This window comes from Salinimicrobium oceani (assembly GCF_012037645.1).
In genome coordinates, this window is the sequence record NZ_JAAVJR010000005.1 from 210,721 (window position 1) to 225,690 (window position 14,970).

Below are 14,970 nucleotides of genomic sequence, written 5' to 3' on the forward strand. Positions count from 1 at the left end.
TGCTGTCCACACTTATTTCACCTGCTTCCTTTCATTATCTGTCACTGTATTTTCCTTAACGGCTCCAACTTCACTATTCTTTAACTGCTCCTTGAATTCATTGATGATTCCACCTTTAAGCAAGACTTGTATCTGGCGATCGCTGAGACTATGACGGGTTTCAATTTCTTCAGAACTTCCGTTCTTTTTATTAATGACGACTTTTATGTTATTTCTGTTTTGCACATCTTCCCGCAAGTTTGAAAAACTCACCTCGTCTCCTTGTTCTATTTTATCATAATCTGCAATCTCTATGAATTCCAGTGGGAGAATTCCAAAATTCACCAGATTTTGCCAGGCGATTCGGGCATAGGAGTTTGCAATAACCGCGATCTGTCCCAGGTATTTTGGTGCAAGTGCGGCGTGCTCCCGGCTTGAACCCTGCGCATAATTATCTTTGGCAACAACTATGTGACCACCATGGGTTTCTTTTGCCTTCTGTGCCCTGTCGTAAAAAGTGTCATCAATAACAGAATAGGAAAATTTACTTATTTCGGGCAGGTTACTTCTAAATGGCAGAACCTCTGCTCCTGCTCTCAAGATCTCATCTGTAGAAATATTATCTCCCATTTTTAACAGCACCGGTACTTCACAGCTTTCGCGAAGCGGATCGATGTAGGGAAGAGACTTGATATTCGGCCCTTTCTTCAGCTTTACCTGAGAACCATCTTCAGGTGGAGCAACCAGCATCATGGTATTAATAAGTTCCTTTTCAGGATATTCATATCTGGGATAACTCATTCCGTATAGCTTTTCCAGGTCTCTGGGATCGGTGATCTTTCCGGTTAATGCAGAAGCTGCCGCTGTCTCAGGGCTACAAAGATAAACCTGATCATCTTCGGTACCCGACCGACTTGGAAAATTCCGTGGCATGGTCCTAAGACTTATAGTGTCAGATGCTGGTGCCTGGCCCATCCCAATACATCCCATGCAACCCGACTGATGGAATCGTGCTCCTGCGGCAATAAGCTTTTCAAAACCTTTATTAGCTATCAGGTTTTGAATTACCTGCCTGGAAGTAGGATTAACATCGAAAGAGACTTCTTCTCTGGTCGCCTTGCCATCTACGATCGCTCCAGCAACCCAGAAATCCCGAACTCCGGGATTAGCCGAAGAACCAATAACTACCTGTCCAATCTCCATGCCTTCCACTTCTCGTACGGGAACAACATTTCCCGGGCTGGTAGGTTTGGCTATTAGTGGCACGAGCTCATCTAGCACTATTTCATCTTCAAGATCATACGAGCAGCCTTCATCGGCAACGAGTTCTGTCCAATCCTCTTCCCTACCCTGGCTTTTCAGAAATTTTCGGGTCATCTCGTCACTTGGAAAAACGGTTGTGGTGGCGCCCAATTCGGCTCCCATATTTGCTATCACATGACGATCCATCGCACTTAATTCTGCAAGGCCGGGACCGTAGTATTCAATTACTTTTCCAACTCCTCCTTTTACATCATACCTCCTCAGCATTTCCAGGATCACGTCCTTTGCACTTACCCAATCGGGCATTTTCCCGGTAAGCTTCACTCCCATTACTTGGGGCATCTTAACGAAATAAGGCTGGCCTGCTATTGCAGCTGCCACGTCAAGACCTCCAGTTCCAATTGCCAGCATCCCAAGAGAACCAGCTGCCGGAGTATGACTATCTGAGCCCACCATGGTCTTGCCTGGTTTCCCAAAGCGTTCCATGTGTACAGGATGGCTTACGCCATTGCCTGGGCGGCTGTACCAGATGCCAAACTTCTGAGATGCCGAAAGTAAGAAAGCATGATCATCGGCATTTTTGAAATCTGTTTGTAGTAAATTATGATCCACATACTGTACTGCAACTTCTGTCTTTGCGCGATCCAGGCCCATAGCCTCCAGCTCGAGCTGCACAAGGGTACCTGTCGCATCCTGAAGCAAGGCCTGGTCTATTTTGATACCAATCTCCTTTCCAGGAATCATTTCTCCTTTCAACAGGTGGTTTTTGATGAGCTTTTGTGTAACGTTGAGTTGTGACATTTTGCTAAGATTTATTTCCTTTTAAATTATCAAAATTCGGACGGAAAAGCCGTTGGTTTAACAATATCTTATAGTTAAGACTGTGGCCTGGTTTTAAAAAAGAAAAAGGACTATCCGAAAAGCACCTTCCATATACGTTCGCCGGAACCTCCAGGATTAACTGGAAAAGTTGAAGCTAACGCGAAAGTACACTAGGGTATAGTCCCGTTCCTCTTTCATAGCAAAACCGCCAAAAAGCAAATAAATTCAGCCATTTTGGCGGTCCATTTTTAACGAGTTTCGTTACTTATAAATTGGGATTGCTGCCGCCTTCTCCAGTACTTCCTAATTTCTGAATAAGATCTGTTTGCTGTCCTTCAGAAAGATTGAATTTTGGTTTTCCCTTGTATGGAAAGAAATACCTGAAATCCTTCATAAAGGTGCGCCATGTCTCTGCGATCCCTCTGTTCTTGTTTTCACTTCCGGTATCGGCTCTGTTGATATCTTCCCCTTCTTCTTCGTAAGGCGTGGCCTCAATCGTATTGCCGGCAAAGATCATCCCTTCATTGATCTCAGTATATATCACCGCAGTTTCGCCCGATTTTGAAGGAAAATCTGTGAGTTCGATAGAAAAGTGCTTGAAAATGTCATTTTTACCATTGATGTCCCTCACATTGAATTCTGAATTCGTGTTGTTAACCGGGTGACTAAAAATGGGTGCCCCGCCAGCATCTTTAGAAATAGTTTTTAGAGGAGCGTAAGTGTTTTGCAGCGCATCTTTATGAGTTACAAGAATTCCTTTGATCCTGTAGCCCTCTTCCACCAGGTGTTTGATCCCCTTATCGGCACCTTTTCCAGTGGTGTCAATAAGAAGCATGTCCTGCCTGTTCAAATGTCTAATGGCATAACCCTGTGCACCATCTTCCATTTTAATTATAAAGGTATCGGGAACCATCTTGTGGAATTGTCCCGGCTCGGCTTGTTGGATAAATTCAGCCGACTGGCTGCTAATGACTTCTTTTTTATCTATGGATTTCATTTAATCTGTTTTTGGGTTCAAATTAAAGATACAACCGCACCCAAAATCGTCCAAAGTCTTTAGGTATGTTTAACTGGAGTTTCACAGTTAATTAACGAGAGACTGTAAGCAGAAAATTTCCCGTGATCACTAAGAGAAAAGTGAGTGAATATCGGCTCGCCTTGGGTCTCAAAAAAGGGAATTCCAGCAGAAGTTTTTTTCAGGGAAAGTTGGTCCTGATCAATAGCGAAATGCCTACTCACCTCTTGAAGCAGTTGTTTCTTGGCTTCGGAAGAAGGGGTTTCAAAAATGGCATTTTTGACACCTCTTATCTCCCGGCTTTTCGAGCAAGTATGAATATAAGCCGAAGTGACCTCTGAAGTAGTAGAATACTCCTCGGCATCGATCTTCACAAGGCCAATAGCTCCTCCTTCCTCCTGCTTTATGATCTCAGTCTGCTGTGCTAACCAATTTAAATTCCGGGGAAGTCGAAATTTTCTTTGATGGGCTTTATATGCCGCTTCTTTCATGCTCCATAGCAGCCATACATGCAGCTCGTGATCTTCAGATGTTAGAATGATCTCTCTTTCAGCTTTTGAAAAAACCTTCTCTAAAAAGCCATTTCTACGCCAGTTACTTTGACGCCGTGACAGTTCGAGGTCTACCACATCATTTCCAATCACGCCTCCTGCTGCTTTGTTTTAATGATCTTAACTGCATCATTTACAGTTAGCATGTTATCCATAGCATCATTGTCTATGGCAATGTCAAATTCATCTTCCACATCAAGGACAATATCCACAAGATTGGCCGAATTGATTTCCAGATCCTTTATGAAATCTGTGTCCTGTCCAAAATTCTGAAACGCCAGGTCATTCTGTACATATGGCTTCACTATCTTTTTAAGACAATAAATTATTTCGTTTGTTTCCATTTTCAAGATTCAAAATTTATATTTTTTTCAAGCCGGACCACCAATTTCTGCTCACTATTTTACCTGAATTTACCAAAAATTACCACGGCATTTACATCTCCAAATCCGAAGCTGGATTTGGCAACAACATTTACTTCCTTAAAAATGCTTTTTTCAGGTACTTTTTCTCGAGTTACAAGAGCTTCAATTGCGGGATGAAGATCTTCCGAATTCAAGTTTCCGAAAATAAAATCCTCTGAGATTTGAAGGACGCTGGCAACACATTCCACACTTCCCGATGCACTTAAACAGTGCCCTGTTAAGCTTTTCAGACTGTTGATCACCGGCATCTCTGCACCTTTGAGTTCGAGGGCTTCGCTCCAGTTCGCTATTTCTGTAGCGTCCATGGAAGTTGCAGTGAGATGTCCATTAATTGCTGTGATCTCATCTGCCCGGATTCCTGCATCAAAAATGGCATTTTTGATCCCTCTTTGCACTCCCTCCGAATTTGGTGCGGTCATGGAACCGCCATTGCGCTGGCCACCGCTGTTAATATGTCCTCCTAAAACTTCTGCATAGATCTTTGCACCGCGTTCCAAAGCCGATTCAAGGTCTTCCAGGACGAGCGCCCCCGCCCCACTTCCCGGAACAAACCCCACAGCCGTGGCACTCATGGGCCTTGATCCAGCTTCAGGCTGTTGATTGTATTTGTGGGGTAAGATACGCATGGCATCAAAACCTCCCCAGACGTAAGGGCCACTATCACTGCAACTTCCAGCGAGAATTCTCTTGGCTTTTCCACTCCTAATCCTGTCGGCAGCCATTAAAACTGCTTCAGTTCCTGTGCTGCAGGCAGAAGAATTTGTGGTGACCTGGTTTCCGCAGGCGAGTTTACTATTCAGGTAGGTGCTTATTCCGCTTGCCATGGTTTGCACAACGCTTGTGCTCCCTAACCTTCTTGTGTTCTTGTCGTCAATAAGATGAATGGCTTCCCGAAACTTATCTACTCCCAGGATACCGGTGCCAAAAATGATCCCGCTGTCCCAATCGGTTTCTCCTTTTGGGTCAATGGGCAAGCCTGCATCTTTCCAGGCTTCAACTCCCGCGATCACACCGTAGACAATGCCACTGCAGTTTAAACCTCTTAATTCTAGTTCGGTAAAGTAATTCTGAAGCAGCTCTTCAGAAATTTCGGGCTGCCCTGCAATTTGACACCTGAACTTTAAACGCTCCAGCTCCGGATAAAATCTAATGCCGCTTTTGCCATTTTTGAGGGCCTCAGAGAAGGCTGCAATACCAGTCGCATTTGGCGCAGCCACTCCCATTCCCGTGATCACTACTCTTTTGTTCATCCTGCTTTTATCATGCCTGAAATTTCCCCTTTACATACGAGCTTGTCTTCAGCATTAAACATTTTTACTTTGCATTTGAGCTTATTGAACCTGAAATATATTTTTTCTGAACTTACTTTTACTTTTTCCCCCGGAAATACAGGCAAATAATAATCTACGCTGGCATTTGATAAAGCGACCTGGAGATCTTCGGAAACCTTCTCCTTCAGAAGAAAGATTCCAAGGCAAACTACACCTATTTGAGCCATGCATTCGGTGAGGATCACTCCAGGAGTAACTGGTTTATTCTTAAAATGCCCCTTGTAAAAAAAAGCATCTTCCTGAAAAGTATAGGTTCCAAAAATGCCATTTTCAGAGACATTTTCCAGGCTGTCCACAAATCGAAATGGCTCGGAATAAGGCAGTAACTCAAGGATCTGTTCTTTCTCCATAGGCTTACCTGTATCTACTGCTCATACCGCCATCAATTACGAACGAATGCCCTGTGAAATAATCTGATGCGCCCGATGCCAGGAAGAGGATCAGGGAGGCAATTTCATGAGGCTCTCCCAGTCGATTTTTTGGGATATGCTTCTTGTACTGTTCCTTTACCGATTCCAGTTTTCCTTCTTCTCCATTGACCTGCGAGAGCATGGCCTTCTTCAATAGTTCTGTATCAAAAGCTCCCGGAACTACTGCATTTACAGCAATGTTCGAGCTGGCAAGCTCTAAGGCAGCCGACTTGGTTAAAGCCAGAACAGCGGCTTTTGTAGCTGCATATAGTGAACCGTTTTCTACGCCTCCCAGTCCATTTACAGATGATATGTTGATGATGCTACAATTTCTTTCCGGGTGTTCCAGCATCTTTTCGATCTGGTATTTCATGCTTAACCACAAGCCTTTTAGATTTACATTGATGGTGGTGTCAAAATCTTCTTCTGAAAATTCCTGTATTCCCTTACCCAGGCCCGTTTCACCAGCAGCTGCGTTAATTGCAATATCAATGTAGGGATGTATTTCTTTTATCTTCTGAAAGGTTTGATTAACAGCCTTAGAATCGTTTAGATCGACTGCATAGGTGAAAAGCCCCTCCTCCTTCTGAAAATTCCTTTCAGGATTTCTCGAGAGTACAATGACATCTGCACCCGATTTTAAAAATTGCTGGGCTGTAGCAAAACCAATCCCCGAACTTCCGCCGGTGATCATTACCGTTTTTCCGGAAAAATCAAAATTCACCATGTTATTTGAATCAGTTTTTGACATTATTGTTCAAATGTATTTTTATGATTTATTTTCTCTTTACTAGCACTTTAATCATTGCCTGTATTTCTTTTATTTAAGATGTTCCCCGCCATTCACCGGGATTACGGTTCCTGTGATCCAGCTGGCCTCATCTTTGCTTAAAAGGTAAACGGCATTTGCAACATCTGATGGCGTCGTTAGCCTCTTGAAAGGATTCCTTTTTAAAGCATGTTGTCTCAGGGTTTCAAAACTGGGAATGAGTTCGAGGGAACGCGTCACGGTAACGCCCGCCTGGATACAGTTGGCCCTTATTCCTTTTGGAGCGAACTCCAGGGCTATACTCCTGGTTATGGCCTCCAAAGCCACTTTAGCCGCGGAAACAGCAGCGTAATTTTTCCAGGCCTTAGTATTTCCTTCACTGGTGAAGGAAAGGATTCTCGCGTCTTTGCAAAAGAGTTCCGCATCATAGATGAGTCTTGTCCAGTCGTAAAGACTAATGGCCATTGCATCTATTGTCTGCTGAAAATCGATATTCTGGAGGGTTGGCTGCTCTCCTAACATGGATTTCAGATTTCCCTTGGAAATACTGTGCAGCATAGTTCTAATCTTTCCTTCCTCTCCCAGTATCTCTTTTATTTGCTCCCGTATTTCTTCCCTGCGGTCTTTTCTTGTGGCATCCCGGTTAAACGAATGCAGCTTGACACCAAGGCCTCTAATGTCTTCAAACGCTGATTTTATTTCGGGAAGATCATCTTTCCTGTCCCTGTGAACAATAAGAATATTCATGCCGTGCTCTGCCAGTTTCCTGGCTGAAGCAAAACCTAATCCACTACTGCCGCCCAGAACCAGGGCCCAGTAATTTTTTCCTTCGAATTCTTTTACCATTGCAGAAGTATTTTTTGTGCCGAAAACCCCGGGCCAAAACTCAGCATCAATCCCTGCTCCCCTTTTGCTATCGGCTGGTTGAGAAATCTTTCAAGAACATAAAGTACAGTTGCACTGCTCATATTGCCATATAAGCGTAAAACTTCCTTAGTATCATTTATATTCTTTCCTAATTTACCAAAAAGATCCTCAACTGTCTGCACGATTTTTTTTCCTCCGGGATGAAAAATAAGATGCTCTACTTTTTCAATGGAGGAATTATGCTTTTTGAGAAAAGGGTGAATGATATCAGGAAAATGATCGGCAATAGTCTGGGGTACTTCTGGATCGAGCACCATTTTGAGTCCGTGGTTGGTGAGATCAAAGCCCATGAGGGTTGTGGCATCAAAAAAGTGATACATATCTTCCCCAATGATCTCGGGACCGGTGGCGGATTCTTCAGAAGACATAAGTACACAAGCTGCACCATCTCCAAAAATGGCTGCGCTTACCATGTTTGCCATAGAGAAATCCTCGAGTTGCAAAGTCGCAGTAGGACTTTCTACTGCAATAACAGCTGCCCGCTTCCCCGGATTTGCCTTTAAAAAGTTTGAAGCATAGATCATTCCCGATATTCCTGCTGCACAGCCCATTTCTGTAACAGGCAGTCGCAAAACGTCCTGCCTCATTTGCAGATCATTGATCAAAAATGCATCGAGCGATGGGATCATTATGCCTGTACAGCTCACAGTAATAAGATAATCTATGGAATCGGACTTCCAGTCTGCTTTTTCCAGAGCATTTTGTAAGGCCATCTTCCCTAGCTTTTTTACCTCCCGTGAGTAGATCTTATTTTTGTCTTCAAAAGACGTAGCTGTAAAAACTTCAGAAGGATCCATGATCGAATACCTCTTATCTACCGCAGCACCTTCAAAGATCTTGATCACCTTACGTTTAAACCGTTCCTCCTGCCCATTAAGCCAGGTTTCCACAAAAGGGATCACTTCTCTGGTTTCTCTGGAGTATTCGGGTAATTGCTTTGCAACAGTAGTAATTCTGACACTCATATTTATTTTATTTATACAAGATCCATTGGTAGCGGAAGGCCCACTTGCTGTTAATCTCCTGCCGACTTACCTTAAGCCGGCTTCCAAATTTTTTTAGTTCTTCTTTTTTAAAGCTCCTCAAAATCGAGGTGAGTCCATCTTCTCTATTGATTTCCCTAATGTTGAAAACAAGGCAGAATAACTTAAAAAGATAATAGGCAATCCTGCTTCTCTGAAGATCATTTATTACTATTCCGAGACGCGCCATTGTCGCGAACCTGCGCATTAGGATCTCGATCTGCTCATTGCTGAAGTGGTGCAAGGTCAAGGTACATAAAATGATATCGGCGTCGAGGGTTTTAAATTCATCAGAAAAAACGTCCATTGCTCTAAATTCGACCTCCGGATATGCGGAAAGATTTTTTCGCGCAATTTTCATGGCGTTAGCATTGGCATCAATTCCTAATAGTTGAAACCTATCACCCCTTTTCCGGCCAAGTTCGGCTACTTCCTTTAAAATAGTTCCATTCCCGCAGCCAACATCAATTATTTTAATTGGCCTGCTATAACAACAGCTGTTGAGGAGTTTATTTACTCCATCAAGCGTAATGGCATTACCTCCCAGCCATTTATTTACCTTGTCCAGGTCCAGCAGGGTCTTTTCCAGTTCCTCACCCTGCATCTCAAGATCATCCATGATCTCTTTTTTATTAGATCTGTGCCTGGTTTCGATCATATTATTGGACTGCCATGAGTTTGTTTAATGATCTGCGGCAGGACAAAAGGCATTCTCGAGATCAAGCCTTGAGAAATTTCAGCTAATTGCGGTTGCAGCAATATTTTCTGAAGCCAGCCTGCAGCATTAAATCGCCTGCTGAAGCTCCTTTCCCACCGTTTTTTATAAGCAGCTTCCATTTCTTGTCGCGAAGTTTTTCTTTCCAGGTGTGTTAGAAGTTCTTCTGAAGCAATTTTAGCGCTGTGAATGGCAATTGCCATTCCATTACCACAAAGGGGATGAATAAGTCCCGCAGCATCTCCCAGCATAAGCACATGATCTTTAACGGCCTCTTTCTTTTCATAGGAGATCTGCGCGATACTTAGGGGCTGCTCAAAAACAGGTGTGGCTCGGGAAAGAAAACGATCCAAAAATGGATTTTTCCGAAGTACATTTTCGTTAAATCTTTCGGGGCTCTTATGATCTTTGAAGCTCCTATATGTCGCCAGGTAACACAGGTTGATCTCCCCGGTTTCAGTGCGGGACAAGCCACAGTAACCTCCATCAAAATTATGAAGCCCTACAAGGTCATTTGGAAAATCCTGCTCCAGGTAATGATTTTTAACAGCGACCCATGGTGCAGGCTCTCTAAAAAATTTTCGGTCCAGCTTTTTATCCAGAAGAGATCTTTTTCCGAAGCTGCCAAGAACATAGGCGGCTGAGTGATCCCCTTGTGCAGTGGATACGACGAACTCACTTCCTGAAAATGTCATTTTCAGAACCTTTTCCTGAATTACCTTAACACCATTGTCCAAAGCCGTCTTGTAAAGCAGATGATCGAGGGCATAGCGGCTTACGCCAAATGCTCCAAGAGGCAGCTTAACCTGCACCGTTCTTCCCGAGGGTGTACTGTAATGAAGTTTTGTGATCCTGGCTGGTTCGAGGTCATCAAAAGGAATTTTGAGCGCATCAAAATACGGTTTCACTTCCAGCGAAAGATATTCCCCGCAAACTTTATGACGCGGAAAAGCATCCTTCTCAAAAAGGGTGATTTTTTGCCCTTTTTGAGCCAGGTGTATAGCCGCAGTCAAACCCGCAAGCCCACCTCCTACTATGACCACCTCGTGTTGTTTCATCTTAGAGATAAAAAAAACCCGGCGAAACCGGGCTTTTTAAACTACTGCCGGAATATTAGTTGCCGGCTTGTCTTTCTGCTTCTTTTTTAAGTTCTTCATTGGCAACAATGGCCAATTCCACTCTTCGGTTCTTGGAACGTCCTTCTACCGTAGTATTATCATACTTAGGCTGAGCTTCACCATACCATTTTGTATCTATCCTTCCAGGAGAAATTCCCTGGTTTACCAGGAAATTAGTAACAGCTTGTGCTCTGTTCTTGGAAAGCGTAAGATTATAGGCGTCACTACCAGTACTATCTGTGTGGCCTTCAACCAGGATATCTGTATTTGGATACTCCTTAAAGATGTTGGCAAGTGACATAAGAGCTTCTCTTGACTGCCCTTCTACTGCGTACTTATCTGTAGCAAAATATACACCACTGGTCTCATCAAAAGTGACATTAATACCTTCACCTACTCTTTCTACCTCTGCTCCAGGAATTTCTTCTTCAATTCGCTGTGCCTGTTTGTCCATTCGGTTTCCAATATAAGCACCTGCTGCACCACCTACTACGCCACCAATAATGGCACCTAATGCGGTATTTCCATCACCTACATTGTTACCTACAACACCACCAATTACGGCACCACCTGTAGCGCCAATAACGGTACCTTTTTGTTTATTATTCGCATTTCTGGTTGCATCACAACCAACCAGAGTGGCTACTGCAAAAAGAAGTGCAAAAAATCTGTTTTGTGTCAATTTCATATTATTTAGTTTTTAGTAAAGTTCATTCTTATTGTGAAGGGCTTTCCTTCAAAGTTTACGGTTTGTTCCCAAACCATCTGGTCTCCCGTAAGGTTAGAAAGATTTATCCTGTAACCTGTGTTCCCGGTTTCAGATTTATGATCGGCATTTGTAGGTTTGAACATAAGGTCAAAATTACCCATTGCCGCATTCGTATCATCTATTGACCATCTAAAGAACCTGGTATTAGAGTCACAAGTCATGCCAGAAGGTTGGTATGAACCAGTATTATTGTTGCTCACGAAGACCCACGAGCTGTTTTCGAGACATCTTGCCGGAATATTGTCCAGCAGGGTTACCTCTACATTTTGATTATTTCCAGGATAGGTAATACTGGTCAACTGCCAGTCACCATTCATGGTTTTTCTCGCTTCATTGGCTACTTTGCTACTCCCGCAGGATACCAGAAAAGCCACAGTTAAAAATAATAAAGCAATCTTTTTCATATTTGATATTTAGATTAATTAAAAAATCCAATGCCAAAATATTCCATACCTGACACTGGATTAGTTGTCCTACAATTATCTTCTGAAAAGTCGACTTATCAGCGCTATTACCAGAAGAACAAGGAAAATGTAGAAAATGATCTGCGCGATGTCGGCAGCACCTTCTGCGATTCCTCCAAATCCAAAAATGGCAGCAATAATTGCAATGATTAAAAAGATAACGATCAAACGTATCATAATTTAAAGTTTATTGGTTAGTTACTCTAAATTACATTGAGGGCTTGCGGCAGGCAAAAGATTATTACTTATTTAACAATATTTTTGTAAAGAAATCCTAACAAGCCAAAGCAGAAGCCAATTCTTTCTTAATACTGCAAAAGCTGAAGGATTTTTTCTTCAAATCGCTTCTTTGGAAGATAGCCTTCTTCAAGGGCTTTCGAGAAGGGCACAGGGGTTTCCAGGCTCCCTACTCTAACTACCGGAGCATCAAGGAATTCAAAACATTCCTCTCCAATCATCGCCGCAATATCAGAACCTACTCCGCCAAAGACAGAATCTTCCTGCAGAATAATAACTTTTCCTGTTTTTTTGACCGAGTTATAGATCGCGTCCTTATCTAAAGGTTGAAGGCTGCGCAGATCAAGCAGATCTGCCTGTATTTCTGGATGGTTTTCTAAAATTTCAAGTGCCCAGTGTACTGCAGCTCCAAAAGAAATGACAGAGATCTCTTTTCCCTCTCTTAATAAAGATGCTTTTCCAAAGGGCAGCGTATAGTAATCAACCGGTACTTGTTGCCTAATACTTCTGTACAGGGCCTTATGTTCAAAGAAAAGAACCGGGTTAGGGTCATTAATAGCTGTATTCAATAATCCCTTGGCATCATAAGGAAATGCGGGATATATTACCTTAAGCCCCGGAGTTTTGGTGAACCAGGCTTCGTTGGTCTGACTGTGAAAAGGGCCCGCTCCTACTCCAGCGCCACATGGCATCCTTACCACAACATCTGCATTTTGTCCCCACCTGTAATTCACCTTAGCCAGATAATTAACAATAGGATTAAATCCGGAGCTAACAAAATCGGCAAACTGCATTTCCACCATGGCTTTCATTCCCTTGATGGAAAGCCCCATTGCTGTTTCCAGGATGCCCGATTCACAAATAGGAGTGTTTCTCACCCTATCCCTGCCAAAGGATTCCACGAAGTTTTCGGTGATTTTGAAAACTCCTCCGTATTCTGCAATATCCTGTCCCATAAGTACCAGATTTTCATGGCGCTCCATGGACTGTTTCAAACCTCGGGAAATGGCATCAATAAATCTCAGCTCCTCAGTTTCTTCTGAAGGGCTAACCTCTTGATATTTAAATTCCTGGTAAACATCATTTAACTCTTCACTTTCATTGAATTCTATAATTGCTTCTGAATTTGCCCTTTTCAGATCTTCATCAATTTCTGATTTTATTTCTTCTCGATATTCCTTATCGAGTGCTTCGGAAAGTACGTTTTGATTCAGTAAAAACTCCCTGAAATTATCTACAGGATCCTTCTTCGCCCATTCCTCCATAAGGTCATCGGGAACATATTTTGTTCCACTGGCTTCCTCATGGCCTCGCATCCTAAAAGTCTTGAATTCCACCAGGACCGGGCGCGGATCGTTTCTCATGCTTTCAGCAAGTTGGGAGATCTTACTGTATACCTCAAGAATATTATTTCCGTCTATGATATGAGATTCCATTCCATAGCCTGCAGCACGATCTGCGAGATCTTTACAATTATATTGTTCTGAAGTTGGTGTGGAAAGGCCATATCCGTTATTTTCGATACAAAATAACACTGGCAATGACCAAACAGAAGCTATGTTCAAGGCTTCATGGAAGTCTCCTTCGCTTGTACCGCCTTCCCCTGTAAAAACTGCAGTAATATTTTGCTCTTTTTGAAGCTTATGCGCGAGGGCAATTCCATCGGCAACTCCCAATTGTGGGCCAAGGTGGGAGATCATCCCAATGATCCTGAATTCCTGCGTACCAAAATGGAAACTGCGGTCTCTTCCTTTCGTAAAACCGGATGCTTTTCCCTGCCACTGACTAAATAATCTATAAAGCGGAATTTCCCGGGCAGTAAAGACTCCCAGATTTCTATGCATTGGCAGGATGTATTCCTCCTTCAGCAAGGATAAGGTCACTCCTATTGAAATGGCTTCCTGTCCAATTCCGCTGAACCACTTTGAGATCTTTCCCTGGCGCAGCAGCACCAGCATCTTTTCCTCGATCATTCTGGGTTTTAAAAGGGCCTTATAAAGCATGAGCAATTGCTCATTGTCATAACCCGATCTTTCAAAATTAATTTGTGTGGCGATTTCTGGTCTACTCATTTGCATAGGAAACAATACTTTTTCAAATGTACTTAAAATTAGATATCGCTCAATTAAGAATTATTTAAAGCCCGCTACACTCTTGGGATTTTATTTAACTTTGTGATAATATTTAAACATGATCTTATGGAAATGAACAATATTCCAAGTGTTGACCTGGCAGATTTTTTATCTGATGATCCAGAGAGAAAACAGAAATTCGTTAATGAAATCGGTAAGGCTTACGAAGAGATAGGATTTGTAGCATTAAAAAATCATTTTCTAAGCGATAACCTGGTTGATGAACTATATAAAGAAGTAAAAAATTTCTTCGCGCTTCCATTGGAAACAAAGAAGAAGTACGAAATAGAAGGGCTTGCAGGCCAGCGCGGTTATATCTCATTTGGAAAAGAACATGCGAAAGGAAAAAAGGAAGGAGATCTAAAGGAGTTCTGGCATTTTGGTCAGGAACCTTCAGAAGATGCTAATCTTATTGAGGAGTACCCCGAAAACGTACAGGTTGAGGAATTGCAGGATTTCAATCATACAGGTATGGAAGCCTACAGAATGCTCGAAAAGACCGGGATCTATGTTTTAAGAGCTCTGGCGCTGTATATAGGTCTTGATGAGTTCTATTTTGACCATTGGGCAAGTAACGGCAATAGTATTTTAAGACCAATACACTACCCACCAATAACAGAAGAACCTAAAGGAGCTGAACGCGCAGGAGCTCACGGGGACATTAATCTTATTACGCTTTTAATGGGAGCTTCTACAGGAGGCCTGCAAGTGCTTCGCAAAGATGGGCAATGGATTGATGCCATTCCTCAGGAAGATGAATTGGTAATAAACGTGGGTGATATGCTGGAAAGACATACCAATAATAAGTTGCGCTCCACCATTCACAGAGTTATTAATCCGCCACGTGAGCAATGGGGCAGTCCAAGATATTCCATTCCATTTTTTATGCACCCACGTAGTGAGATGCCTCTAAACTGCCTTGAGGAATGTATTGATGACGAGAATCCAAAATCATATCCAGATATTACTGCTGGTGAATTTTTACACCAGAGGCTGGTAGAGATAGGGCTGAAAAAATAGA

The 14,970-nt window shown here is 42.7% G+C and carries 16 protein-coding genes; 1 reads left to right on the plus strand and 15 read right to left on the minus strand.

Annotated features, from left to right (window positions below; all coding sequences use genetic code 11):
* Positions 1 to 12: 12 nt before the first annotated feature.
* The 15 genes from HC175_RS10575 to HC175_RS10645 form a co-directional block, all read right to left on the minus strand.
* On the minus strand, positions 13 to 2,043 hold the full coding sequence (locus tag HC175_RS10575) for an aconitate hydratase (protein ID WP_168138464.1): 2,031 nt from the start codon (positions 2,041 to 2,043) through the stop codon (positions 13 to 15).
* 286 nt (positions 2,044 to 2,329) lie between these two features.
* A complete protein-coding gene (locus tag HC175_RS10580) occupies positions 2,330 to 3,061 on the minus strand; it encodes a hypothetical protein (protein ID WP_168138465.1) in 732 nt (243 codons plus the stop codon).
* A gap of 59 nt (positions 3,062 to 3,120) precedes the next feature.
* On the minus strand, positions 3,121 to 3,723 hold the full coding sequence (locus HC175_RS10585; protein WP_168138466.1) for a 4'-phosphopantetheinyl transferase family protein: 603 nt from the start codon (positions 3,721 to 3,723) through the stop codon (positions 3,121 to 3,123).
* Entirely contained in the window at positions 3,720 to 3,974 is a 255-nt protein-coding gene (locus HC175_RS10590) for an acyl carrier protein (RefSeq protein WP_168138467.1), read from the minus strand. Before HC175_RS10590 ends, HC175_RS10585 begins: the two co-directional genes overlap by 4 nt.
* 59 nt (positions 3,975 to 4,033) lie before the next feature.
* Complete coding sequence (locus HC175_RS10595) at positions 4,034 to 5,305, minus strand: beta-ketoacyl-[acyl-carrier-protein] synthase family protein (protein ID WP_168138468.1); 1,272 nt, start codon at positions 5,303 to 5,305, stop codon at positions 4,034 to 4,036.
* The gene (locus HC175_RS10600; protein WP_168138469.1) at positions 5,302 to 5,736 is read right to left on the minus strand and encodes a 3-hydroxyacyl-ACP dehydratase FabZ family protein; all 435 of its coding nucleotides are present in this window, start codon (positions 5,734 to 5,736) and stop codon (positions 5,302 to 5,304) included. The genes HC175_RS10595 and HC175_RS10600 overlap by 4 nt, the downstream gene beginning before the upstream one ends.
* Positions 5,737 to 5,740: 4 nt before the next feature.
* Positions 5,741 to 6,547, minus strand: coding sequence for an SDR family NAD(P)-dependent oxidoreductase (locus HC175_RS10605; protein ID WP_209309968.1), 807 nt, complete (start codon positions 6,545 to 6,547; stop codon positions 5,741 to 5,743).
* A 69-nt stretch (positions 6,548 to 6,616) separates the two neighbouring features.
* Positions 6,617 to 7,411: an enoyl-ACP reductase FabI gene (locus HC175_RS10610; RefSeq protein ID WP_168138470.1), complete on the minus strand. Its 795-nt coding sequence runs from the start codon at positions 7,409 to 7,411 to the stop codon at positions 6,617 to 6,619.
* The gene (locus HC175_RS10615) at positions 7,405 to 8,457 is read right to left on the minus strand and encodes a type III polyketide synthase (RefSeq protein ID WP_168138471.1); all 1,053 of its coding nucleotides are present in this window, start codon (positions 8,455 to 8,457) and stop codon (positions 7,405 to 7,407) included. Before HC175_RS10615 ends, HC175_RS10610 begins: the two co-directional genes overlap by 7 nt.
* 7 nt (positions 8,458 to 8,464) lie before the next feature.
* Complete coding sequence (locus HC175_RS10620; RefSeq protein WP_168138472.1) at positions 8,465 to 9,172, minus strand: methyltransferase domain-containing protein; 708 nt, start codon at positions 9,170 to 9,172, stop codon at positions 8,465 to 8,467.
* Positions 9,169 to 10,287 (minus strand): NAD(P)/FAD-dependent oxidoreductase, encoded by a 1,119-nt coding sequence (locus HC175_RS10625; protein ID WP_168138473.1) that lies wholly within the window; start codon positions 10,285 to 10,287, stop codon positions 9,169 to 9,171. Before HC175_RS10625 ends, HC175_RS10620 begins: the two co-directional genes overlap by 4 nt.
* A 55-nt stretch (positions 10,288 to 10,342) precedes the next feature.
* Positions 10,343 to 11,035, minus strand: coding sequence for a YiaD family glycine zipper/OmpA-like lipoprotein (locus tag HC175_RS10630; protein WP_168138474.1), 693 nt, complete (start codon positions 11,033 to 11,035; stop codon positions 10,343 to 10,345).
* A gap of 5 nt (positions 11,036 to 11,040) precedes the next feature.
* Positions 11,041 to 11,520, minus strand: coding sequence for a lipocalin family protein (locus HC175_RS10635; RefSeq protein WP_168138475.1), 480 nt, complete (start codon positions 11,518 to 11,520; stop codon positions 11,041 to 11,043).
* Positions 11,521 to 11,595: 75 nt separating this feature from the next.
* Complete coding sequence (locus HC175_RS10640; protein ID WP_029033028.1) at positions 11,596 to 11,757, minus strand: DUF1328 family protein; 162 nt, start codon at positions 11,755 to 11,757, stop codon at positions 11,596 to 11,598.
* A 128-nt stretch (positions 11,758 to 11,885) separates the two neighbouring features.
* A complete protein-coding gene (locus tag HC175_RS10645) occupies positions 11,886 to 13,889 on the minus strand; it encodes an alpha-ketoacid dehydrogenase subunit alpha/beta (RefSeq protein ID WP_168138476.1) in 2,004 nt (667 codons plus the stop codon).
* Between the two features lie 132 nt (positions 13,890 to 14,021).
* On the opposite strand from HC175_RS10645, the gene HC175_RS10650 reads away from it, so the two are divergent.
* Positions 14,022 to 14,969: an isopenicillin N synthase family dioxygenase gene (locus HC175_RS10650; protein ID WP_168138599.1), complete on the plus strand. Its 948-nt coding sequence runs from the start codon at positions 14,022 to 14,024 to the stop codon at positions 14,967 to 14,969.
* The last annotated feature ends 1 nt before the right edge of the window (position 14,970 follow it).